Raw genomic sequence first — 24,990 nt, forward strand, 5'->3', positions numbered from 1 at the left:
TGGTCATGAGGCGTCCTCGCCTTTCTGCTCCTGATCGGCGTCCGCGGTTTCGCGTCCGATGCTGTCGGCCGTGGGCGAAGCGTTGTCAGGATCGATCTTGCCCATATCCTCGTCCCACTCGTCCTGCACAACACGCCTGATTTCAGCGAAGGTCGGCAACGGGAAGTCCGGCTGATAGGCACGTCGCACCTCAGCCACACGTTCGGTGACACGAATCAGCGTATCGGTCATGCCGTCGATATCCTGTTCGCGTTCCATAGCACTGAATTTGGCGATGTACTGTTCCATGAGACGCATCTGCTCGTCGACGTTCCTGAGTTTCTCCTCGCTGAGTTCCACCACATCGTCGGCGTCAGTTTCCGGCCAGCCAATCAGCACCGCATCGGCATATTCGAGTGACGCACGCTGTGCCGCCGAAGCAATGCCATCCTCAATCTGCACGAGAAACACGTATCGTACGATGCTTAATCGTTCGGAGGCGCGCTTCAATCCCAGATATGGATCATTGAGATCCGCATTCCATGGATTCTTGACGTCGGTCATTGTTCCCTCCATCTGACTGTTGTTTTCGTTGGTACCGTTTTGTTCGCTCATGCTCGCACCTGCCCCGTTCCGTAACCGATCCACTTGGTCGTGGTCATTTCGCGTAGTCCCATGGGACCGCGTGCGTGCATTTTCTGCGTGGAGATGCCGAATTCCGCGCCGAAACCGAACACTCCTCCGTCGGTGAAGCGTGTGGATGCGTTGACCATCACCACCGCCGAGTCGATACGTGAAGTGAATTCCTCTATGGCCGAATAGTCTTCGGCGATGATGGATTCTGTATGTCCGGTGGAATGGCGGTTGATGTGTTCGATGGCTTCGTTGAGTGAGTCGACCACTTTGACACCGATTTTCAATGCCAAATATTCGGTATCCCAGTCTTCGTCAGTGGCATGCATCAGTTTCACTCCGTCGATACCGGCTTTATCGATGATTTCGTAAGCTCGCTTGTCGGCATGCATTTCAACATTGGCTGCGGCAAGTGCTGCTGCGGCCTGCGGAAGGAACGTTTCGGCAATGCCTTGATGTACGAGGAGTTTTTCGGTGGCGTTGCAGACACCGACACGTTGCGTTTTGGCATTGAGGATGATGGGGATGGCTTTGTTTTGGTCGCCGGTTTGGTCGACGTAGATGTGTACGTTGCCAGCTCCGGTTTCGATGACCGGCACTTTGGAGTTTTGCACGACGGTTTGAATAAGGCCCGCTCCCCCTCGTGGAATGAGCAGGTCGATGTGACCTTGGGCTTGCATCATGGCGGTGGCACCCTGGCGTCCGTATTCGTCGACGGATGCGATGAGTGCGGGGTCATATCCGTAGTCGCGTAGCACGTCGGCGATGATGCCGAGTGTGGCTGCGTTGGTACGTTCGGCCGCGTGTCCGCCTCTGAGGAGCACCGCATTGCCGGATTTGATGCAGAGCGATGCAACGTCGACGGTGACGTTGGGACGTGCTTCGTAGATCATGCCAAGCACTCCGATGGGCACGCGAGTCTGTTCGAGTCGTAGACCGTTGTCGAGATGGTATCCACGTACGATTTCGCCGATCGGATCCGGCAGTGTGACTACGTGGCGTACGCCTTGTGCGGCTGCGTTGACGCGGGACACGTCGAATTTGAGTCGGTCGAGTTTGCCTGCATCCATGCCATGTTCAGCAGATTCCTGCATGTCAATGGCGTTGGCTGCGGCAATTTCTCCGGCACGCGCGTCGAGTGCGTTCGCGATGACGTTGAGAAGCTCGTTTTTACGTTGCGTGTTGGTTTGGGCAAGTTGCGCTTGCGCGATTCGTGCGGCGTCGGCTTTGGCGCACACTCCGTTGAACACGTCGGTTTCCATAGCGTTGGATTGAGTCTGTGGGTTCGTCATAGTTTCCTAGACTAGCGCGAAATCGCGCCTTGTTCCGTAGCTTCGACCATTATTTCGTCGTAGCGTCGGAAGCAGGGCGCGATTTCGCACGTCACGTGTCCTCAGAGATTTATATCCGAAACCGTTCTCGATCAACCGTTATTCGACATGGAATCAGTGGATCTGGTCGAGACCCGGATACAACGGGAAGTCTTCGGCGAGCTTGTCGACGCGAGCCTTGAGGGCTTCCACGTCAGCGTCCTTGCCAGCTGCGAGTGCGGTGCCGATGATGTCGGCGACCTCTTCGTATTCCTTGTTGCCGAAGCCGCGGGTGGCGAGTGCGCTGGTGCCGATGCGCAGTCCAGAGGCCACGCTTGCCGGACGCGGGTCGAACGGAACGGTGTTGCGGTTGATGGTGATGCCGCATTGTGCGAGGAGGTCTTCGCCCTGCTGACCGTCCATTTCGCTGTTGCGCAGATCGACCATGACGAGGTGGACGTCGGTACCACCGGTAAGGACGCTGATGCCGTTGTTCTTGACATCGTCGGACATGAGGCGTTCGGCGAGGATCTTGGCGCCGTCGAGGGTGCGCTGCATGCGGTCTTTGAACTCCAGGGAGGCAGCAACCTTGAATGCGACGGCTTTACCCGCGATGACGTGCATGAGCGGGCCACCCTGCTGGCCCGGGAAGACTGCGGAGTTGAGCTTCTTGGCATAATCCTGCTTGGCGAGAATGAAGCCGGAGCGCGGGCCGCCGAGGGTCTTGTGGGCAGTGGAAGACACGACATCGGCGTATGGGACCGGACTCGGATGCAGTCCTGCGGCGACGAGACCCGCGAAGTGTGCCATGTCAACCCAGAACTTGGCTCCGACTTCGTCGGCGATCTCCTTCATGGCCTTGAAGTCTTCGATACGCGGGTAGGCGCTCCAGCCGCCGATAATCATGGCAGGGTGGATTTCGAGTGCGCGCTGGCGAATGATTTCAGGGTCAATGCGGAAGGTTTCGGGGTTAACTCCGTAGGCTTCGGCATGGTAAAAGCGTCCGGAGAAGTTGATCTTCATACCGTGGGTAAGGTGTCCGCCATGGTCGAGTGCGAGGCCGAGCACGGTGTCGCCCGGCTTGACGAGCGCCTGGTAGACGGCTGCGTTGGCCTGTGCACCGGAGTGAGGCTGCACGTTGACGTATTCGGCACCGAACAGGCTCTTGGCACGTTCGCGGGCGATAGTTTCGATTTTGTCGACCTGCTCGCAGCCGCCGTAGTAGCGGCGTCCCGGATAGCCTTCGGCATACTTGTTGGTCAGCACGGAGCCTTGTGCCTGAAGCACTGCACGCGGCACGAAGTTTTCGGAGGCGATCATTTCCAAGCCGTTTTGCTGTCGGGACAGTTCGGCGTTAAGCACTTTGGCGATTTCGGGGTCTGCTTCGGCAATGGGCGCGTTGAACATGTCGTTCGGAGTTTGCGCGAGAGGCGATGCGGTCATTGAGCTCTCCTTGGCTTGGAGGATAAATACGTTGCCCGTACGAGCATGCGGACTTAATGATGAAGTGTACGTGCATAAATCGTATGGGGGAATATGGCGTTTCGAAACATGGAAGCAATCGCGAAACAAGAAGGAAACAATCGCCGATTTGCAAATCGCATGTCATCCCATTCCACGGACGCCAAGCATGTTTCTTCCCGCCCATAACGCTACACTCAATACTGTTTGACGTTATTGTCCGTTCTATTGCTAAGGAAATCCAGTGACCACGTTCCACAGCACCCGCAGCACCACCGATTCGCTCACCTCCAAGCAGGCCATTCGCAAAGGCATCGCCGACGATGGAGGCCTGTTCGTAACCGACTCACTGGGCGAAACCCACGTGGACATCGCATCCCTCGCAGGCAAGTCCTACCAGCAGATCGCATTCGACGTGCTGAGCGTGTTGCTGCCCGACTTCACCGAAACCGAACTCAAAGCATGCATCAGCGAGGCATACGGCGCACAATGGCCCGACGAAAAGATCACCCCGGTCAAGCCGCTCGGCGATGACTACGTGATGGAACTATTCAACGGCCCGACCTCCGCATTCAAGGACGTCGCATTGCAGATCCTGCCGCGTTTCATGGCGCGCACCACCCCGGCCAGCGGCGACGACAACGAGAAAATCATGATCGTGACCGCCACTTCCGGAGATACCGGCAAGGCAGCGCTCGCTGGTTTCGCGGATGCCGAGGGCACGGGCATCACCGTGTTCTATCCGGAAGGCAAGGTCAGCCAAGTGCAGGAACTGCAGATGAGCACGCAGGCCGGTTCGAATGTGAGCGTGTGCGCAGTCAAGGGCAATTTCGATGACGCACAGTCCGCTGTCAAGCGCATTTTCGGCGACCGAGAGCTTGCCAGCCGCTTGGCGTCCGACTCGCATGTGGTACTGTCTTCTGCAAATTCGATTAATGTTGGGCGTTTGGTACCGCAGGTCGTCTACTATTTCTCTGCTTACGCGCAGCTGCTCGAACAGCAGGTCATCAATGTTGGCGATGAGGTCGAGTTCGTGGTGCCGACCGGTAATTTCGGTGATATTCTCGCCGGATATTATGCGAAGTTGTTGGGTCTGCCGGTCAAGCATCTGGTTGTTGCGTCCGATAAGAACAATGTGCTGTTCGATTTCCTGACTTCCGGCACATATAACCGTCAGCGTCCGTTCTATCAGACGATTTCCCCGTCGATGGATATTCTCATTTCCTCGAATCTGGAGCGCATGCTGTATTACATGTCCGACAAGGACACTCGTCTGATTGCCATGCTGATGAACGATCTGAAACAGTGGGGCGCCTATGAGGTTCCCGAACCGATGCTGGCCAAGATTCGTTCCCTGTTCGGCACTGGCTGGGCCGATGAGGATCAGGTGCGTGAGATGATCGCGGATTGCTGGAACAAGAACCATTACGTGATCGACCCGCACACCGCGTGCGGCTATTACGTAATGCAGCAGATGCCTCGCAATCCGCTGACGCCGCGCGTGCTGTTGAGCACCGCCAGCCCATACAAGTTCCCGCGTGTGGTCAACGAATCCTTGGGATTGGACGCTTCCGGTACGGATTTCGAATGCATGGACGTGCTTGCCGAAGCGACCGGCACCACTGCCCCAGCCGCATTGCGCGGATTGGAAACCGCCAACGTACGTTTCGATCACGTCGTTGACATCGACGGTATGGAAAACTTCGTCGAGAAGGCCGCCAAAACCCTGTAAACGAAGCGTGTCTTTGAATCGTTAGTTCGTTACCGCCGGCCGTCCGCAATACGCGGGCGGCCGTTTTTCATTAAGACTGCTACAGTTGCATGCTCGGAGGCGAACCAGCATGACAGTACCAACAGCACCCGCGGCATCCGACAAGCCGACGATTTCCGCATCCGAAACGACACAGCAAACGCAATCGGCAAAACAATCAAGGCAGTCGAAGCAGCCGCAACGCAAACATGACCGTCTCATCACCCGTGATATGGCGTTGGTCATGCTCGCGACGTTCTGTTTCATGTCGAGCAATATGCTTGCCAATCCGATCGTTGCCGGATATGCGGAATCATTGGGCGCTTCCGGCATGCTGATGGGTGTGGTGGCCGGGTCGATGAGTTTCATCTCACTGTTCTGCCGCCCGATCGCAGGCAACCTTTCCGACAAAACCAGCAAACGTACGCTTGTAGCGGTCGGTACTGTGCTGTATTTCGCGGCGGGACTGCTGTACTATTTCGCGAACTCCCCCACCATGCTCATCATGGCACGTGTGATCAACGGCGTCGGTTTCGCATGCTGCTCGGTCTGCCTGGCCACATGGATGTCACTGCTGCTGCCAATCCGCCATATGGGTGCCGGCATGGGCTTATACGGCACAATGAACGCGCTGGCCATGGCGGTCGGCCCGGCATTGGGCATTCGCGCGCAGAAATATATCGGTTATCGTCTGACTTTTTTGAGTTCGCTGGTGTTGGCGGTGATCATGCTGGTCTCCACGCTGATGGTGAAAAACGGCGGGCAGTCGGTGCGCAAGAAGCAAACCGACAACATGACAGGCTCCTCCCCCACTATGAATGGTTCGGTCGATGAGAATGGCACGTCCCACAAGCGTCGTTTTTCGATCCGTTCGATTCTAGAACCTCGTGTGGTGCCATTGTCGTTGACGTTCATGATGTTCGCGATAGCGTATTTCGCGAATCAATCGTTCATCATGAACTACGTCGAAACACGCCATCTGCCGGTGTCGGCCGACCTGTTCTTCATGTTCTACGCGGTCGCATTGCTGGTGCTGCGGCTGGGTTTGCGTGACCTGTTTGACAGTAAGGGCTTCCGTTTTTGGCTTACAGTCTGCTCGTTGGGCATGGTGGCGATGCTCGCGTGCATGACGTTCCTATTCAACGATTGGATGCTGTTGCTGGCCGCGATCTTCACCGCCGTCGGCTATGGTCTGATGAGTTCCGTCACGCAGGCGCAGGCCGTGGTGATCGCCGGTCGCGAGCGCAGTGGCATTGCGAATAGTACGTATTATGCGGGTATTGATTTGGGTATGTCGGCTGGTCCGTTTGTGGGTGGTTTGGTGTATGGGCATTTGTCTGCTGTATGGTTTTATCCGGTGTTTATGTTGACGATGCCTGTTGCTTGGTTGATTTATTTGTTGTGTGTGAGGCGTGTTTCGCGGTAGTTATTGGCAGCGTGTGCGAGGTTTCTGCCGTAAACCATTCCAAGCGCGTGTCGTTCTATAACTGTTTTTGCGGTCGGTCGTATTTTCCATATACGGCAATATGACCGACCGACGCCCATCCTGGCTCGTGCAAGGCGTCCATGCCGAAGGGGAGATGTCAAGATCGGCCCTTGCCGCCGTATTCCGTTCCAGCCTTTTCGGCTATTTGACTTGGTGGATTTTGTTGCCTTTGACCATGTAGGCGCGGCGGGCCATGTCGATCATGGGTTGGTCGAAACGGCTGTCCGTGTAGAATTCGTCCACGCGTGCGTTGTCACCGTAGAGTTCGCGGAATCGTTTGGGCTTGTTGGTGTTGAAGTTGAGGTAGTTTACGTTCAACGTGCTGCCGTCAATGGTGGACGAGACCAGATGTTGCACGCCAAGTCTGCGGCAGGCCTCCCCTACCGTGATGTCGAACGAAGCAGTGAGGATCACATCGTCTTCGCGTGGCTCATACCAGGATTTGATGCGTTTCATGTTCTGATCCCAGAAAGCGTTGACGAGCTCTTCGAATTCCACCGATTCGGCCAGTTCGTTCAAATATCCGTGGCATAGTTTGCCCACACCGTATTCCATTTGGTCGAATGTGGCCCGTCCGAGCTTGTATTTGATGGCGTACCGCAATACCGGAGCGATGTACCGCAGCACCTTCGGATTGTATCGGGCCGAAAACAGGTACAGGTCGAACAGGCTTTCCCCGTCGTAGATGGTTCCATCAAAGTCGAACACACGCATGTAAGCAGCTCTCACTTCCTCGTATGCGCGCATCCAATACGCGCCATTGCACCTCATGCTAAAGTCCGAAGGCTGATTCCTTCTTACACCAAGGTGAACGGCCGGCGACCGCAATGTGCACAAATTGCACATCTCAATGCACATTCGGTTCATGTCACGTTTGGAAGGAGGAACCACCACAACAACAACACAGTCGGACCGCTATTCGCCCCATAGGAGCCGTTCGCGCTGCTGATACTCCTCATCGAACAACGGCTGGGCCTTCGTGTCGATGAGCTTGGCGAATTCCAGATCCTCATCTCGTTCCACCCGATGCTCAGCCATATTCCATTGGTCATGGTACGTGTAACGCAATGCCTCGGCATCCGTTTTCAGAACATGCGACCGGTAAAGGTCCCGTTCGAATAGAAGCGTATCAACCAGCCATCCTGGCTCGTCCGGAAACTTGCTGATGCCATTGACGTACTCCGCACGATACGCGTCATGGACAAGGGCAGGCAACGCATCGATACGCAAAAGCTCCTTGAACATGATAAGCCGTCCGATTCGACCGTTGCCGTCCGAAAATGGGTGAATCTTCTCAAACGTCCAATGGACACGGGCGATCTGATACGGCTCGTCCTCAAGTTTTGTGCACATATCAAACAGCCTGTCCATAAATTCGGGAACATCCTGCGGCAGCGCAGTCCTTGTCGGAGTGACAGGATTGCCGATAAAGTTCGGCCGAGTCTTGTAGCCGCCCACGTTGAAAAGCGAGTCGGAAACCTGTCTGGTGCCCTGCTTGAGAATGGCATGCAGGTGACAGACCATATCCCGGTCCACCGGCTCATCAGCATGGTCGAGAATCCAACGGAACGCAGCGAAATGATTACGGGTTTCCAACGCATCATCAGGATTGACCTGTTCGCTGCCATCCGTGGTATAGGTACCGGTGGCAAATAGCTGCGCGGTCTGTTTGGCAGTAAGGGTGGAACCTTCCATATGATTGGAATTCCATGCGAACTGGATTTGCGTGGTCGTGTAAATGCCGTCACCATATCGAGTATCACGCTCTCGGATAAGACGCTCCACGATACGTTCCGCCATAACCCCATCCTTCCTTCATTCCGCTCGACTATCCTCCCATGGTAATTCATTTAGGCTAGAAACCGTGGTGGATGTCGTATATCCTGCAGGTTGGTTCCATGTCGAACGTGACCGTGTCGAACTGTTCGGGATGGTGTACGAACGTATCGATCAGTTTCCATTGGCGACGGCTGATGCCGATACGATAGTCCGGGCGTACCATGAGCACCGGCGCTTTCGGCTGGAGTTCCTCCAAGAGCTGCGCGCGCTGTTCGAAGCATTCATCGAAATCCGTGAACACCACAGGCTTGGAAAACATTTTCAACTCCATCATCACTCCCCTTTGGATCGCCAACCATCTTCTTGTCTTGACCCTACGGCTTCCTCACTACGTTTTACCTGACAAATACTGACAGCACCGCCATCGTTTTATTTGCTACACTCGGATTGGTTCGGCACGGACGCCGAACGACCGCAGGCACAAGCATCCTCGCCGCACCGCTCGCCAAGGGCGGCCAGTCGTCTCTAACGAGCTTCGACCGGTCTCAATATTGGCAATGGAATCGCACATGTCAAGCGGCACAGCCAAATGTATGCAATACCCACAACGGACGCGTAGGACAGAGATCCCCGGGCAGGCTCGTCCAATTTCCACAAATGTAACATTTGACGTTCCTTCTGTTATCGGACGCTGCTTTGCCCGTATCTCGCTTACATATGGCATGTCAGTCTGTCAAAACGGTAGGTAGGGGGTGCGAAAGCCCTGTTTGCCCGGAATGGACTACCATGATACATAAGCGAGGTATCCATGTCACACCTCGAAATCTGCCATATATAGGCGTCTATTCTCGCTTTGGATCGGCATTTGAAGTCCGACGAGTAGTAAGGAGATAATCATGTCCGACATCAATTCGCCAGCAAACCCAGCAGCGCAGGACTCCCCCGCAGCCGCGCGACTCGAAGCGGGGCAGACGGCCCCGAACTTCACACTTCCCAGCGACGAAGGCGACAGCATCACGCTCTCCGCATTGCGCGGCCAGAATATCATCCTGTACTTCTACCCTGCCGCGATGACTCCCGGCTGCACTACCGAAGCCTGCGACTTCCGGGACAACCTCGCACGCCTCTCTTCCCGCGGATTCACCGTACTCGGCATATCGAAGGATCCGCTGGACAAGCTCATCCGATTCCGCGAGCGCGATCATTTGACGTTTCCTCTGCTATCGGATGCTGATTTGACTGTGCATCGTTTGTATGGCGCGTATGGTGAGAAGAAGTTGTATGGCAAGGTTTATGAGGGTGTGATTCGTTCGACTTTTGTGATTGATGGTGATGGGGTGATTCGTATTGCCCGATACAACGTGCGTGCGAAGGATCATGTTGATTCTTTGCTGCGTGCGCTTGACAAGCTCGATGGTTCCGTTTTCTAGTCTGGAATGCGATGCCGCTTTGTTTATAGATCAGCTTTTTCATGCGAATGACGCAAGCAGCGTCAGTAGCGGGTAGATGTCGAATTCCTGATAGTGGTCGTGCAGTGTGCCGATATCTTCGAATATGGGCTCTTCGGCGAGCCTTTCGAAGGTCTCGTAACGGCGCGGGGCACGGCCTCGTAAGAGAAGAGAAAAAGCGCGATGAGACTCAGACTTCCGACAATAAATCATCGTCTTCCGACATGTCAGCCCACGGCTCGCGTGTGCGGTTTGCTTGATCGTGTTGGCGATGCGTTGGCTGAGGAGCGTGAACGTTTGGAGTTGAAGGCGATTGAAATGCTGAAGGGACCGAAGCGTCTTATGCAGCCGGAGCCGGTGTATCATGCTTGGTGGGATGATAGTTCCGGCGTGTACAGCATCAGCTGAGGGAGCCGGTAGGCTGGGTGTGTAAATCCAGCAGAGAGGAACGTGCCATGGTGACGCGGCGCAATGATGAGCAGACAGTTGCGGGAAGGCATCGCATGATGAGGCGTGCCGATCGTGAGGTGACCGATCCGCGGCAGGTCGCGGCGATTATCGCAACATGTAGGATTGTGAATATTGCATACACCGATGCGGAAGGCATCACCATCGTGCCGTTGAATTTTGGATACGTGTTCGATGCGAAATCCAATCATCTCACCTTGTATTTCCATGGTTCTCCGGCCGGCCGCAAGATGGATGCGGTCAGGGTCGCGAACAATGCGCTTTCCGTGGCGTTCGAGATGGCGACCGACTGCGAGGTGGTCGAGGGGCGCACGCTGTGCAATTGGGGCGAGGCGTTCAAGTCGATCGTCGGCAATGGTACCGCGTCCATCATCGACGATCTTGACGAGGCGCGCCAGGGGCTCGCACTGCTGATGAGGCAGCAGGCCGGTATGGAGCATGTGGAGTTCACCGACCAGCAGGTACGCGCCGTCACCGTATGGAAGGTGGAAGCGGACTACTTCACCGCCAAAGTGCGCGAAAAGCCCCAGCCGCATACGCACTGACCTCATACCGCACCTGACGCAATGATGCGCTGCTTCCAAGTCCGAGGATGGGAATTGGGAACAGCGCATCAGATGTAAAACGCTAGACCAAAGTCCAGCTGCGGCCAAGTTGCAATCAGGCCGTAACCCGGTCGAGATAAGGTTTTGAATCAAGCCTTCCGGCGGGAACGCCGCGCGTAGCTTCCTCCAAGAATCGCGGAGGACACCATCACGACGGCCGCCACGATGGCGGGCGTCACGTTCGAACCGGTTTTGGCGAGCTTGACTGTATCGCCGCCGTTCGCGGACGATTTCACCAGATGCTTCCGCTGGCCGTTCGCATCATTCGCACCCGGAGCCTTCTGCGAATCATCTGGTGTCGATTCATGGCCTGGCGTTCCAGGCTGACCTTCCTCATCCGTCAGCCGGGCATCAACCGTGGTTCCCTTACCATTCAGACAGCTTTTCAGCTCACTTTCCTTATACCAGGTCGAACCATCCGCAATTGGCGTGCAGGAATCGTTGAATCCGATTTCCGTCTCGTTGTACAGCATTCTGACCAACGGCTGATACGGCTGCCCCAAAGCGTCCGCACCATCACGCACAACCACATCCCACTGCACATTCGCAGCCATCGGCGTCACACTTTCGCCACGCCACGGATTGTTCTCATACGTGTACAGTTCACTCGCCTGCTGCTGCGATCCAGGCAACTTCAGCAATGCCGCAAACGGAATAATGGTTTCGGCATGTGCGAATCGGAACGTCGCGGCGGTACCGGCCCGCTCCCTCGTGTCGATCGCATTGAAGAAATCGTCGAGCAACGGCTGGGCGATGCGGTAGGTCTCATCCTGACCTGCGCGCCCCGGTCCCTTCTCGTAGAAGTCCTCGGCATCAAGCGACCAAGCAAACGTCTTCGCATCCTGGGCGTGCTGACCTTGGAAGTACTGGTCGAAATTGAACGTGTGGGATCCGGTGTTCTCCTGTTCCATATCGGCCGCGATGATGTACAGATTGTACAAATCCATTGCCGCGTCCTGTTCCGACGCGATCTTCTTCTTGGCATCACCGCACGCGTTCGCATCCTTGGCAGGGTCGGCGCCGGCAGCGCAATTGGCCGCACCCTTCTTCGTGCCGTCAGCCGTGTTGTACCAGATGCGCTGGCCTTCTTCCTTGCCGATGGACGCGAGGAAATCGTCAGTGAAGATTTGAGAGAGCAGATCATGCGAAGCGGTGGTCATGGACGGATCGTTCGTCACGTTTTCCTCAGCTTCGGCGATGCCCCCATCATTCGCGACGAACTGCTGGTAACGTTCCGCGCGCTCCTTGGCCTCGCCCGTTTTCTGCGTACTATCCGGATTATCGGTCTTATGGAAATACAACGTGGTGGTGTTCTTGTCGAAATCCTTGCCGGAATTGTTATCCGCAGGATTATTCGGTGCTACAACCGCATTCGCCAGCAAACCGTTGGAAGCCTGATTGAATCCTAGTTTGAAGTTCTCTCCGGATTCGGTTGCACGAGGCTCACCCGAGCTCTGGTATGAGACGCGCAGTCCCTGCTTTGCGGCATTGGCGAACAGATCAGCATCACGCTGGTATATTCTCTCACCAATGCCCTGATGCTGTATGGCGCCCTGACCAGAGAGCATGCCATACCCGTTGCCCACGTTGGCCGCGGTAATGGCATTGACATTGTTGATGAATTCCTTGCCAACCTCTGGGCTAACGAATCCAGCATAATTGTTTTCCGCAGCGGACTGAGCCATCAGCGCCAGCAAAGCGTCATACTTGTAGCTCGACAGGCCACGCGAGCCATGCCTTGCCACAAACTCGGTGTATGCAAGATGGTATCTGTTCGGAATTGCTGAATATGATGTGCTCGCTGGTGCAACATACGGCTGCTTGCTGCTGTAATACCGGTCGGTTCCTTCCCCAGCCAAAGCCACTGGCGTTGCGAGCATGGCCGCTGCCACTACAGCGCTTGTCAACGCGAGCATGCCACCGCCCACCGATTTGGTACCGCGTTTGCGCCAGACTCCCGCCTGCCGCCATCCCTCCGTTGCCGTATGGATTTTCGCCATTATCCTCATTCATCTACCTTTTTTGTTTCTCCACAGTGAAGCTGCCAGACAAGCCAGCCCGCGTGACAAATTAGAAGAGGAAGGCGAACACGCAACACCTTAAACATGAACGATCAACAAACAATCCGCGAACCGTCGCTTAGAACTCAAGTAAGTTACGCAGCCGCAACTCCCCCACCCCATGGATTCACGATGCTCGACGTATCACAGAACCTGCTGGACAAGTTCCACCGATTTCGCTGCGGACACCCCACCAATCAACGCACATCATCATGGCTGGCTGATTGTCGACTTGGCGCGTGGAGACGTCCCCGCCTCTCACGTCAGGACCGAAAGCCCAGCATGCCAGCGCCCCACAGGAATTTTACTCCTTGCTCTTCACTGATAACAGCATTATCGGAAATCTCGCCAAGGAGCTTTGCGATCTGATTTACCAGAGTGTCTCCCAAGCAAGCATACTGTTTTTTATAGAGCTTGAGCAGCCGTTTAGCATCCGCCACCGCAAAACGAGGACTATCACCGGCATCGGAAACAAGCTTGATGAACTCCCCCCCCCACTTGAGCGGTCTTCTTACTCATCTGCCCATATCCGTAAGACATCGCATATCACCCCGCAGTGGATTGCATCGCTGTTCGCTGAACCGTATCTGCTAGCTGCGAGATGTGTGCGGGCGTCGAGAGGATTCCAGTTCTCCAAGCTGGAGAAGTTGACGGTTAATCTCTTCGATGCGGTCAACACTCTGTTGCACCGTATTGGCATCTGAGTGCTTCGAATCATGCGACAACGCAGCAGACGGCACGTCCGTCGAGATGCGACTGGATGAAGCAATCTGATCGGACAATGCATCAACCAGCAAAGCGGCAACAGCGTACACCGCCGTATAGTTTGACAGCACATGCACACTTAGATCGGCTTCCAATACCATGGCATCACCTTCGGGAAGCGCCGTGCGCACAGTAGCGTCGCCGATCACAATCGTCGGCACACCCGCTTCATGCAATGCTTGCGCCACGCCAGAGAACAGTGACGGTCGTCGGCGCACTCCGACAAGAATCGCCACATCGGAGGAATCATAGTCCACGATTTCCTCCGCGATACTCTGCCCCGGTTGGGGCAGCGCCGCAACGTCAGGTCTGAGCTGCATCAGCTGCTCACGCAGGTGCAAGGCCACTGGATAACCATTGCGGAAGCCGATCACGCACACCTTCCGAGCGGAGGCAAGCATGCGGGCGGCTTTGCATACTGCGCGTTCATCCAGTCGTGCGAAGGTGCGTCGAATAGCTGCCAGTTCACGTTCCATATGGGATGAGACCAATCCGTCTCTCTCGGATCCTGCCACGGAGTTCACCCCGGCCAGTTCAGGGGCGCCCGGTTGATGAAACTTCCGGATATCACGGCGGAATTCCCCAGCGTTGGCATAGCCCAGCTTGCGGTACAGGCGACTCATGGTCGGCTGCGAGACTCCGCTGAGTTCCGCCAGTTCGGCGGAATTGCATACCAGAACATCAGTAAGGTGTCCCAAGATAAATCGAGCCGCCTCTTGCTCGGTGACGGTCAACGTGTCAAACGAACCATGAATACGTTCTACTGCGTTAGGCACTGCCGCCTGAGTCTCAGATTCACCGTCTGAATATTTTTTTTCATCGTTCATATCGACACCTTTTCCGACGTGTATTTCTTAATCGTAAACGAGCTCACCCTAATAAAAGACCGGTATTCCATAAACAGACGGCAATGTGACGATCATGTTTCGCGTTCGCCACTTCGGTAATGAAAAAGAAATTTACAAATCGCCCTGAATGAAATATTAATTTCCATTAATAGTCATAGGCCACAACGCAGCATCGGCCACAAGCCAAGCGCCCCGCCAGAGCGATAGCCCGCAAGACGCCACGGCACTCTAAACGAATAACAGCATCCACCCGTACTCAAGCCAACCATTCACAGAAGGATCACGATATGACAGCCATGACCCTCGGCGAGACAAGCCTCCGCCCCTCACCCTCGACGCCACTCCCCACGGAAGAACACGATAACACCACCATCATCAAGGAAAGCTACGATCCCCGACTCGCCAACGCCGATCTGGCGCCACTGAAAAAACAAACCTGGTCGTGGTACAACATCTTCGCCTTCTGGATGTCCGACGTGCATTCGGTCGGCGGCTACGTGACCGCCGGCAGCCTGTTTGCGCTAGGCATCGCCAGCTGGCAAGTGCTCATCTCACTGATCGTCGGCATCGTCATCGTACAGGTGCTGGTCAATCTAGTCGCCAAGCCAAGCCAGGAGGCCGGCGTGCCGTTCCCGGTGACCATGCGATTCGTCTTCGGCGTCAAGGGAGCCAACATACCCGCCATCATTCGCGGCATTATCGCCGTGGCGTGGTACGGCGTGCAGACCTATCTGGCGTCCGAATCACTGAACATCATCTTCCTCAAGTTCATTCCCAGCAGCGAGACGCTGGCCACCGACTACTCATTCCTTGGCCTGTCGGCTCTGGGATGGATCTCGTACGGAATCCTGTGGACCGCCCAGGCATGCGTGTTCTGGACCGGCATGGACACCATTCGCAAGTTCATCGACTGGGCGGGACCGCTGGTATACGCCGTCATGTTCATTCTGGCAATTTACCTTGTAGGAAAAGCAGGCGGGCTGGGAGCCATCGACCTGAATCTGTCTTCCGGCGAACCGATGAGCTTCGCGCAGTCGATTCCGGTGATGATCACCGCCATCGCATTGGTGGTGTCGTACTTCTCCGGCCCGATGCTGAACTTCGGCGACTTCTCCCGCTACGGCAAAACCTATAAGAGCGTCAAGCGAGGCAATTTCTGGGGTCTACCGGTGAACTTCGTAGTGTTCTCCCTGCTTACCGTGGTATGCGCGTCCGCCACCGTGCCGGTGTTCGGCAAGCTGATCACCGACCCCATCGAAACCGTGAAATACATCGACACTCCGGTGGCCATTCTGCTGGGCGGCATGACCTTTGTGGTCGCGACCGTAGGCATCAACATCGTGGCCAACTTCGTCTCGCCGGCATTCGACTTCTCCCATGTGAATCCACAGAAGATCAGCTGGCGCACCGGCGGTATGATCGCAGCCGTCGGTTCAGTGATCATCACCCCCTGGAACTGGTATTCCAACGATCAGGCCATTCATTACACACTGGATCTGCTCGGCGCTCTCATCGGCCCGCTGTTCGGCATCCTGATCGCAGGGTACTTCATCATCGCCAGGCAGAAAATCGCCGTTGACGACCTGTTCACCATGAAGCCCACCGGCCGCTACTGGTACCGCAACGGTTTCAACCCGAATGCCGTATGGGCGATCGCGCTGTCGGGAATTCCCTCCATCGCCACAGTCATGTTGCCGTCGCCGCTGGCACAGATGGGCGTGATCGACATGACCTGGCTTTCAAACTTCAGCTGGTTCATCGGCGCAGGGCTCGGCCTGACGATCTTCACACTGCTGGAATCCAAGCATCCGCAAATGCTGCATCTCGACGCAAACGACCCCACAGTCAACGACGGCAATGCCACTGTCGCATAAGCCAGCGGCGCAGCCGACTCGCCAACCCACAAAAACCATTCATAGCAAAACGGCGCCGATGTCGGGACAGTTCCCGCTGCGGCGCTGTTTCGCATTCTTGCGAAAGCAAACGCCACAGCCTTCGCAACCAACAATCAGGAGCAATCATGAAAATCAAAATCATCAATCCCAATACCACATGGTCTATGACGCGCACCATCGAAAAAGCCGCGAAAGCCAGCGTGTCGACCGACACCGAAATCGAAGCGGTGAGCCCAAGCATGGGACCGGTGTCGATCGAATCGCACGGTGACGAGGTGCTGGCCTCCGTGGGCGTGATGGACGAGATCCGTAAAGGCGAGGCCTCCGGCTGCGATGGTTATGTTTTGGCCTGCTTCGGGGATCCAGGCCTGCACGCGGCCCGGGAGCTGGCGGCCGGGCCCGTAATCGGCATCGCCGAAGGGGCATTCCATGCGGCAAGTTTTCTTGGCCGTTCATTTGCCATCGTCACCACGTTGGAACGCACGCTGGGGCGTGCCAGAGACCTGACCGCGGAATACGGATTCGACCGCGCATGCGTGGCGTACCGGGCATGCGAGATTCCGGTGCTTGGGCTGGACGAGCATCCCGATACGGCATATGCGGCACTGAAGGCCGAATGCGAGCGCACGATCGCGCAGACCCAACCGGATTCCATCGTGCTTGGCTGCGCAGGCATGGCAGGTATGTGCGCGCAGCTTCACGAGGAGTTGGGGCTGCCGGTAATAGATGGCGTGGCGGCGGCAACATCATTAGTGGAAGCCATGGTTCGCTGCGGCTGGCATACCTCGAAGCGAAATGAATTCGCTGCGCCGCCCGCTAAGCAGGTCGTCGGATTGCTGTCGCACTTCAGCAGGTGACGTTCGGCGGCGTTATGAAAACTTTCCTTAACATGAATGAAAAGTTTCAGACTTTATTCGGTGGTGAAATATTTTTCATCAGCATGATGGCGGGTTGAAGATCGGATTTCGCAAATCAACGATCTCGGGCACGACATCAATTCCAGATTCAGGAGATGACCGCAATGAACGATACCTCAGCAATCAAGCCAATCAACCCTCCGCACAGGCTGTTGATGGCCCCAGGACCCGTGAACGTGGACCCGCGCGTGCTCACCGCGATGAGCAAACCAACCGTTGGCCAATTCGACCCTTATATGTTCAAAGTAATGGACGAAGTGCAAACGATGTTCCGCACGATCTTCAAGACTGACAACCAACAGACCATGGTGGTGGACGGCACTTCCCGCTCAGCCATCGAAGCGGCGCTGGTCTCCGTGCTGGCACCCGGCGATCCGGTGTTGGTCTGCTGCGCCGGGCGTTTCGGCATGCTGCTCAAGGAGATCGCGGAACGCTGCGGCGCCGATGTACACGTGATTCAACGCCCATGGGGCGAGGTCTTCACACTGAGTGAGATCGAGGAAGCCATCAAGTCGGTCAAGCCCAAGCTAGTGGCCACCGTACAGGGAGACACTTCCACCACCATGTGCCAGCCATTGGAAGGTTTGGGTGATATCTGCCACCAAAACGGGGCTTTGCTCTACACCGACGCCACCGCCTCATTGGTCGGCAACGATATGCGAACCGACGAGTGGGGGCTGGACATCGTCACCACCGGCATGCAGAAATGCCTCGGTGGCCCTTCCGGATCGGCCCCAATCACCGTATCCGATCGTGCCGTGGCCCTGATGAACGAGCGTAAAAGCATCGAGGCAGGCGTGGCCGACTCCGCCAACGAGATCACCCCCAACCGCATCCACAGCAACTACTTCGACATGACGCAAATCTTCGACTACTGGGGCCCGCGTCATCTTAACCACCATACCGAGGCCACCCACGCGTTATATGCCGTGCACGAGGCGGCCCGCATCATCTGCGAGGAGGGAATCGACCAGGCCATAGCGCGTCACACGCTCAACGGCAAGGCCATGAGCGCAGCCATCGAAGGCATGGGACTGAAACTGTATGGCGACCAGAATCATCGTATGAACGACGTGATCGGCGTGGTGATTCCCGATGGCGCGGAGGACGCAGCAATCCGCGCGCAGTTGCTCAATGACTTCTCCGTCGAGATCGCATCCTCATTCGGCCCCCTGAAGGGCAGAATCTGGCGCATCGGCGTAATGGGCTGCAATGCCCGTAAGGATGCGGTACTCACCTGCGCGGCGGCTCTGGGCAACGTACTGGAACGCAATGGCATCAAGGTCAGCGTAAGCGACGGCATCGCGGCGGCTCTGGACGTATACGGCGACTAACGCCGACCGCCATTGCCAACCACCATCATCATTATCAACCGTTCGAAACAATGCAGAAAAGAGACCATCATGAGCACAGCAGCATGGGCCGAGCAGGCAGCTTCAACCATTCTTGAACGTTGCGACCGCTTAGCCGAACTGACCAGTCTGAACAACGGCATCGAACGCACCTATCTTTCACCGCAGATGGCACAGGCCTATGACCTCACCGGCACATGGATGCGACAGGCGGGACTGGCCACACACATCGACCCAGCCGGCAATCTGGTTGGGCGTGTGGAAGGCATCAAGCCCGGTTTGCCCGCACTGATTCTTGGTTCGCATCTTGACTCCGTGCCCGACGCCGGCAAATACGACGGTATTCTAGGCGTGGTCACCGCCATCTCCGTGGCCGAACATCTGATTGACAGCGGCATTACTGCCACACTGCCCTTCGCCATCGAAGTGGTGGGCTTCGGAGACGAGGAAGGCGCCAGATTCGGCGCAACGCTTCTGGGCTCCTATGCGCTTGCCGGCAGATGGAAAAACGAATGGCTCGATCTTGCCGACAAGAACGGCGTGACGATGCGCGACGCATTCACCGAATTCGGCCTCGACCCCCAGCACGTGGCCGAAGCCGCACACAGCCTCGAAGACTCCATCGGATATTTGGAGTTCCACATCGAGCAGGGGCCAATTCTGGAACAGCGCAACCGGGCGCTTTCCTCAGTCACGTCCATTGCCGCAGCCAGCCGTTACATGGTTACAATCAACGGACTGAGCTGCCATATCGCCACACCCTACAACCTGCGACATGACGCCCTGACCGCAGCCGCAGACATCATCGCCGGTATCGACCGAATCAGCTTGGAAGCCGGAACCCGAGCCAACGTAGGCGAGATCAGCGCCGAACCAGGTGGCGTGAATGTGATTGCCGGCAAAGCCACCTTCAGCCTGGACGTGCGCGCCGGCACCGATGAGTTACGCGACGAAACCTTCGACCGCATCTGGGCCATGGCCGACCAGGTGTGCACCCAGCGCGGCGTCACCATGGAAAAAATCTGCATCCATACTGCCAGCGGCACCCAGTGCGACCCATTCCTACGCTCCTGCATTGAAGATGGAATCGAAACGTCGGAGGACAAAGACGCGTTCGGCCTGATCAGCTACCCGGGGCATGATGGCATGGCGGTGGCCGAACTGCTGCCAATCGCCATGCTGTACGTACGATGCAAGGGCGGCATCAGCCACAGCCCGCTGGAATCAGTGCGCGAGGACGACGTGGCCTGCGGCACCCAGGCATTCGCACAGGCGGTACTGAATATCGCCCGAAAAAACTGCAGTAACGACAAGCAGAACACCATGAACGCTGCCGATACTGCGACACCCGTCACCACCACCACTGCTGCCTGAAAACTTCGTCAGCAATCATTCAACCGCGCAAAGTCACACGACCGCATAGTCATCCGAACGATCGCAAACAGCCAAGAGGGAGCACAAAATGAGCATCGAATTCTCATACACCACGAAACCGCAGGACGAACTCCGGCAGCTATGTCAAGAAGAGGGATACTCTTCTCCCTCCCCCGCCGCCGCAGCCAATGATTCCGCAACTCGAAACATGCATGATTTGGCCATTTATGGCCCAACGCTGGCCGACGGAGTCATAACGCAGGCCATCGTGTTGGTGGATCATGGCCGTATCAGCGCGGTCTTGCATGGTCAGCAGGATTCTCCTGACGCCCAGGAACGCATCTATCTTGAACCTGATGAAGTGTTGATCCCCGGCATCGTTGATACGCATGTGCACATCAACGAACCTGGGCGTACGGAATGGGAAGGCTTTGATTGCGCCACCCGCGCAGCTGCGGCCGGAGGCGTGACCACAGTGCTGGACATGCCGTTGAATTCCAATCCGCCAACACTCACCGTGGAGGCATTGCAGCTCAAACGCTCCTGCGCCGAACACAAAGCTCATACGCAACTGGGATTTTGGGGAGGCGTGGACGAATCGAACCTCGGCACATTGCGTAGTCTATGGGATGCCGGCGTATTCGGATTCAAATGCTTCCTGTCGCCAAGCGGTGTCAGCGAATACGGATCGCTCAGCTACGACAAGCTGGAACTGGCGATGCGCGAAATCGCCGGTTTCGACGGACAATTAATCATCCATGCCGAAGACCCTCATGAGCTGTCGGCACATAGCGGACACATCGGCAGCAGCTACCGAAGCTTCGAGGAATCCCGTCCGGCCGAAGGTGGTCGACGTGCCGTCGATATGGTCGTCAATCTTGTGAAGCGCACCGACTGCCGCACACACATCCTGCATGTCTCCAGCGGCGAAGCTTTAGAGCCCATACGCCAAGCAAAGGCGGAGGGTCTGCCGATCACGGCGGAAACCTGCCCGCATTATCTGACACTGGACTGTGACCACATTCCCGACGGCAACACGGCGTTCAAATGTTGTCCACCCATCCGCAGTCTAGAGGAGCAGGATCGACTATGGGAGGGCTTGGTCGATGGAACATTGGATTTCATCGCCACCGACCATTCCCCTGCCGATGCGAAGATGAAATCCGGCACATTGGCTACGGCCTGGGGTGGCATCTCCAGCCTGCAGGTCGGATTCCGCGCCGTGCTGACCGAAGCGAAACGCCGCGGTCTGGGCCTTGTTGACACCGTACGCTGGATGAGTACGAACACTGCGGCGTTTGCAGGCTTCCACGATCGTGGCGCCATCATCCCTGGCAAAAGGGCTGATATGGTAGTGGTAAATCCCAACCGTCAGTTTGTTGTCGATGCGAATGCGTTGTTGGGACGCAATCCCATCAGTGCGTTCGATGGTGCCAAACTGGATGGCGTGATTTCCCGCACGATCATTGGCGGCAGAACCGTAGATTTCGACATGCCCGGCAATCCGGCGAATTTGATCAGTCGCCCATGATTGTTCATGGATGGTCGCGCCGCGAACTCAACGAATCCGAAAATAACACGCCGCAAGGAATCTTATGAAACGGATAAGCCAGATATTACAAACCGGCACCTGCATACCGGAACAATCGAATTACATCCCGTCCACAACCAGTAACGTACTATGGGGTCGATTGCCATGCCGCAACGACCGGATGATCGGCACCGTGCATTCCGGAAACGAAATCACCATCGACACCATCAGCCACGAAGGACTGCTGGAAGACCAAGGCAGCGATCCGATGGCGTATTTCGCCACGCACGGCGTCGCCGCAAACGACGTGTTGAACGACGGCATCGCCATAGCACGAGAATGCCACCACAATCCCGATACAGATGGCCCACATGTGGTCACCGGTCCGATTGCCGTACCGGAAGCCCACCCAGGCGATTTGCTGGCAATCACTCCGACCACGTTGGCGCCGCGCGTTCCCTACGGCGTGATCTCCACCCGTCACGCGCGTGGAGTGCTGGCAGGATCCGAGGATTTCGACGGCAACTATGGCCAGTTCTGCCGAGCGGATGTTGAAAACGAAACGGCATGGTTCCCGGTTCAAGCACCGTATAGCGCAAACACAAGCAGCGAGCCGGCGTCGACGGTGCGTTTCCCGATGCGTCCATTTCTGGGAATCATGGGCGTGACCACCGCCAGTAATCAGCGTCCAAGTTCCATTCCACCTGCAGATTATGGTGGCAATATCGATTTACGCAATCTCACCGTTGGATCCACGCTGTTTCTGCCCGTGCAGATCGAAGGCGCAGGTTTGTATATCGGCGATCCGCATTTTGCCCAAGGCAATGGCGAGGTGTCGCTCACCGCATTGGAAGCGTCGCTCAGGGCGACACTTCGCGTGCAGGTAATACCGGCAGACGAAGCCAAACGACTGTTCGGTCGCACGGATCTGCCATTTGCGATCAGTCACGGCACGCTGGTCCCAATGGGTTTCGGCAGTATGCTGGATGACGCATTATCGCAAAGCGTCGAACACGCCATCGATATGATTGCCGCCATGTTCGAGATGCCGCGTCAACAGGTTTACCTGCTGCTGTCGGCCGCCGTCGACTTTGACGTGACGCAAGCCGTTGACATCACCAAAGGCGTTCACGGTCTGATTGATCTGTCGATGTTTCAGCAACTGCCCGCTTATGAACGGACGATGCGTGACATCAAAACATACGCCGACGATGCCAGTCAGACGAATCCCACCCATTAAGGAGACATGATGAGTTCACGCCATATCCCACATCCGGCCTTCGACAACGCGGCAAATCTCGATTCAACGTTGCTCAGAGCCATCAGACAATATGAACAGGCTTTAATGGCCAATGACACCGCCACGCTTTCGGAATTGTTCGCCGATAATCCGGATGATATTCCCGTGGTACGTTCCGATAGCGCGGGAATGCTGGTCGGACATAACGCCATCACCGCGTTTCGGGCAAAGAGAGGCGGTGCCCCGGAGCGCAAACTGCATCGCCGTGTGGCACGACAGCTGGATGCCAACAATGCGTGCGTGATTTCCGAATTCGATAAAGCATCTGGAGGCAGGGTAATTCAAACGCAGGTGTGGTCACGCGTAGCAGATGCAAGCAACAGCCGGTTCGATTCTCGCGGCACCGAACCGGCTTGGAAAATCGTCGCCGCGCATCTGACGTATCCCGCGCCCGCCGTGGATCGGCGTGTCTGGCGTGTGGTCGGCACACCGCTGACAAAGGCGAATGTCCAAGGACCGTTATCAGGTATGAACGTCGCAGTCAAGGACCTTTACGCCATCGCCGGCCAACGCATCGGTGCCGGCAATCCTGATTTTCTAGCAGACTCTCCGATCCGCATGCGAAATGCCGATGCCGTGGAACTGCTGCTACTCGCCGGAGCCGATATCGCAGGCATCGCCCAGACCGACGAGTTCGCTTATTCCCTGGCTGGCACGAACATCCATTACGGCACACCGCCGAACCCCAAGGCGCCAGAGCGAATCAGCGGAGGCTCATCATCAGGCCCCGCCACAGCGGTAGCATGCGGACAGGCTACAATTGGATTGGGCACCGACACTGCCGGATCAATTCGTATTCCCTCGTCATATCAGGGATTGTGGGGCATTCGCACCACACACGGACGAATCAGCCGCAAAGGCATCCATCCATTGTCTGAATCTTTCGACACGGTCGGTTGGATGACCCGAGATGCGCAGACTCTGGCATTTGTCGCCAAAGCAATGATGCCGGAGCAGGAACCCGGCACGATGATCGACGGTTTGGCAATCTGCCCTGCGCTGGACCAGTGCGTCGAACAAGACGTTCGCGAACCATTCATAGCCTTCCGTGCCAGCATCGGCAATCGGAATAGTGGCGCGCACGGCGATATTTCCACTGCCGGCTTCACCTCTGGCATGCTGGATGAACTTGTATCGATCTTCCAGACCGTACGCGGCTATGAGGCATGGCAGGCAAATGGCGAATGGGTGAGCCAACATTGGTCGTCATTGGCGCCAGAAATTGCAGCACGATTCCATCATGACGCCACAATCAGCTCCAGCGACTATCACGAGGGACTGAAACGACTCAAACAGGCCAGAGCAATGGTACGCGGAATTATTGGAAACCATGCACTGCTGATTCCCTCGGCATCATCCGTCGCGCCATTGAAAATCAGCAGCAACGACATGGCACAGGCCGAGCGTACCCGCGCACAGACACTACGTTTGACCAGCATCGCAGGCATCGGCGGACTGCCCGCCGTGAACATCCCATTGGAAACAACAGATGGACTGCCATGCGGCGCATGCCTTATTAGCCCAGCAGGCTCAGACAAGTCACTGATTGATCTCGCCAAAGAACTCTATAAGGGAATGGAATAACAGATGGTTTCCCTAATAAACAATCATGCAGCAAGATAGCAACACCACCCAAGCGACGGATCGCGCCAAAAGGGGCTCTCTTTCTCCTTCGGCGCGACGCTAATCGCAATCATGACTGATGTGGAACTCATCGCCGGTTCCCTACATTGCCTATGTTGATGACCATGCCGTTGGCATGGCTGATCTGCCTGTGTTTCCGCCATATCATCCATCTGACTTGCATATAACCGTCCATACGGGAATCCGCGAACGCAAGTCAATATCACTTCCGTCAATCGCCGACCGCAAGAGACGTTCATGGAGCGGCGGATTCCCTTATATTCCGACAAAACCCGTACTGTTATGCGACACGCAATAACAGTACGGGTTTTCTGTGTTACTGTTATATATAACAGCTAAACAGTTTGCATCTAACTGTTCAGCTGGGAGATATATCACCTACGGA

At 56.2% G+C, this 24,990-nt stretch carries 20 protein-coding genes; 12 read left to right on the forward strand and 8 right to left on the reverse strand.

The features are described from left to right. Positions 1 to 3 precede the first annotated feature (3 nt). The 3 genes from AH68_RS05935 to glyA form a co-directional block, all read right to left on the reverse strand. On the reverse strand, positions 4 to 555 hold the full coding sequence (locus AH68_RS05935; protein WP_039199903.1) for a hypothetical protein: 552 nt from the start codon (positions 553 to 555) through the stop codon (positions 4 to 6). 35 nt (positions 556 to 590) lie between these two features. Continuing rightward, entirely contained in the window at positions 591 to 1,904 is a 1,314-nt protein-coding gene (locus AH68_RS05940) for a glutamate-5-semialdehyde dehydrogenase (protein ID WP_039198497.1), read from the reverse strand. A gap of 153 nt (positions 1,905 to 2,057) precedes the next feature. Next, positions 2,058 to 3,365: a serine hydroxymethyltransferase gene (glyA, locus tag AH68_RS05945; protein ID WP_039198499.1), complete on the reverse strand. Its 1,308-nt coding sequence runs from the start codon at positions 3,363 to 3,365 to the stop codon at positions 2,058 to 2,060. A 262-nt stretch (positions 3,366 to 3,627) separates the two neighbouring features. Between glyA and thrC the strand changes: the two genes are divergently transcribed. Beyond that, complete coding sequence (gene thrC, locus AH68_RS05950; protein WP_039198501.1) at positions 3,628 to 5,115, forward strand: threonine synthase; 1,488 nt, start codon at positions 3,628 to 3,630, stop codon at positions 5,113 to 5,115. Positions 5,116 to 5,224: 109 nt separating this feature from the next. Continuing rightward, entirely contained in the window at positions 5,225 to 6,559 is a 1,335-nt protein-coding gene (locus AH68_RS05955) for an MFS transporter (RefSeq protein ID WP_236682362.1), read from the forward strand. Positions 6,560 to 6,760: 201 nt separating this feature from the next. Here AH68_RS05955 and AH68_RS05960 read toward each other — a convergent pair whose 3' ends face one another. The 3 genes from AH68_RS05960 to AH68_RS05970 all read right to left on the reverse strand — a co-directional run bounded on the left by AH68_RS05960 (position 6,761) and on the right by AH68_RS05970 (position 8,732). Then, on the reverse strand, positions 6,761 to 7,333 hold the full coding sequence (locus tag AH68_RS05960; protein ID WP_039199908.1) for a haloacid dehalogenase-like hydrolase: 573 nt from the start codon (positions 7,331 to 7,333) through the stop codon (positions 6,761 to 6,763). Positions 7,334 to 7,534: 201 nt separating this feature from the next. Beyond that, positions 7,535 to 8,419 (reverse strand): Fic family protein, encoded by an 885-nt coding sequence (locus AH68_RS05965; RefSeq protein ID WP_039198505.1) that lies wholly within the window; start codon positions 8,417 to 8,419, stop codon positions 7,535 to 7,537. A gap of 55 nt (positions 8,420 to 8,474) precedes the next feature. Further along, the gene (locus AH68_RS05970) at positions 8,475 to 8,732 is read right to left on the reverse strand and encodes a hypothetical protein (protein WP_236682363.1); all 258 of its coding nucleotides are present in this window, start codon (positions 8,730 to 8,732) and stop codon (positions 8,475 to 8,477) included. A 562-nt stretch (positions 8,733 to 9,294) separates the two neighbouring features. On the opposite strand from AH68_RS05970, the gene bcp reads away from it, so the two are divergent. The 3 genes from bcp (at position 9,295) to AH68_RS05980 (ending at position 10,859) form a co-directional block, all read left to right on the forward strand. Beyond that, the gene (bcp, locus tag AH68_RS05975) at positions 9,295 to 9,828 is read left to right on the forward strand and encodes a thioredoxin-dependent thiol peroxidase (RefSeq protein WP_039198508.1); all 534 of its coding nucleotides are present in this window, start codon (positions 9,295 to 9,297) and stop codon (positions 9,826 to 9,828) included. 201 nt (positions 9,829 to 10,029) lie between these two features. Continuing rightward, entirely contained in the window at positions 10,030 to 10,254 is a 225-nt protein-coding gene (locus tag AH68_RS10925) for a hypothetical protein (protein ID WP_201772585.1), read from the forward strand. Positions 10,255 to 10,301: 47 nt separating this feature from the next. Then, a complete protein-coding gene (locus tag AH68_RS05980) occupies positions 10,302 to 10,859 on the forward strand; it encodes a pyridoxamine 5'-phosphate oxidase family protein (protein WP_039198510.1) in 558 nt (185 codons plus the stop codon). Positions 10,860 to 11,008: 149 nt separating this feature from the next. Here the strand turns inward: AH68_RS05980 and AH68_RS05985 are convergent, their stop codons facing one another. Continuing rightward, a complete protein-coding gene (locus tag AH68_RS05985) occupies positions 11,009 to 12,919 on the reverse strand; it encodes a histidine-type phosphatase (protein ID WP_081995889.1) in 1,911 nt (636 codons plus the stop codon). A 650-nt stretch (positions 12,920 to 13,569) separates the two neighbouring features. Then, positions 13,570 to 14,571 (reverse strand): MurR/RpiR family transcriptional regulator, encoded by a 1,002-nt coding sequence (locus tag AH68_RS05990; RefSeq protein ID WP_052189171.1) that lies wholly within the window; start codon positions 14,569 to 14,571, stop codon positions 13,570 to 13,572. Positions 14,572 to 14,879: 308 nt separating this feature from the next. On the opposite strand from AH68_RS05990, the gene AH68_RS05995 reads away from it, so the two are divergent. The 7 genes from AH68_RS05995 to AH68_RS06025 all read left to right on the forward strand — a co-directional run bounded on the left by AH68_RS05995 (position 14,880) and on the right by AH68_RS06025 (position 24,545). After that, positions 14,880 to 16,466: an NCS1 family nucleobase:cation symporter-1 gene (locus AH68_RS05995; RefSeq protein ID WP_039198512.1), complete on the forward strand. Its 1,587-nt coding sequence runs from the start codon at positions 14,880 to 14,882 to the stop codon at positions 16,464 to 16,466. Positions 16,467 to 16,612: 146 nt separating this feature from the next. Further along, positions 16,613 to 17,344: an aspartate/glutamate racemase family protein gene (locus AH68_RS06000; protein WP_039198514.1), complete on the forward strand. Its 732-nt coding sequence runs from the start codon at positions 16,613 to 16,615 to the stop codon at positions 17,342 to 17,344. A gap of 164 nt (positions 17,345 to 17,508) precedes the next feature. After that, entirely contained in the window at positions 17,509 to 18,738 is a 1,230-nt protein-coding gene (locus tag AH68_RS06005; protein ID WP_039198516.1) for a pyridoxal-phosphate-dependent aminotransferase family protein, read from the forward strand. Between the two features lie 69 nt (positions 18,739 to 18,807). Further along, positions 18,808 to 20,130, forward strand: coding sequence for a Zn-dependent hydrolase (locus tag AH68_RS06010; protein ID WP_052189172.1), 1,323 nt, complete (start codon positions 18,808 to 18,810; stop codon positions 20,128 to 20,130). Positions 20,131 to 20,218: 88 nt separating this feature from the next. Next, positions 20,219 to 21,661 (forward strand): allantoinase AllB, encoded by a 1,443-nt coding sequence (gene allB / locus AH68_RS06015; RefSeq protein WP_081995890.1) that lies wholly within the window; start codon positions 20,219 to 20,221, stop codon positions 21,659 to 21,661. Between the two features lie 64 nt (positions 21,662 to 21,725). Further along, positions 21,726 to 22,901: an acetamidase/formamidase family protein gene (locus AH68_RS06020; protein WP_081995891.1), complete on the forward strand. Its 1,176-nt coding sequence runs from the start codon at positions 21,726 to 21,728 to the stop codon at positions 22,899 to 22,901. Positions 22,902 to 22,907: 6 nt separating this feature from the next. Next, positions 22,908 to 24,545, forward strand: coding sequence for an AtzH-like domain-containing protein (locus AH68_RS06025; protein ID WP_236682364.1), 1,638 nt, complete (start codon positions 22,908 to 22,910; stop codon positions 24,543 to 24,545). Positions 24,546 to 24,990: the final 445 nt, after the last annotated feature.

It is taken from the genome of Bifidobacterium catenulatum PV20-2 (assembly GCF_000800455.1).
Lineage (GTDB): Bacteria > Actinomycetota > Actinomycetes > Actinomycetales > Bifidobacteriaceae > Bifidobacterium > Bifidobacterium kashiwanohense_A.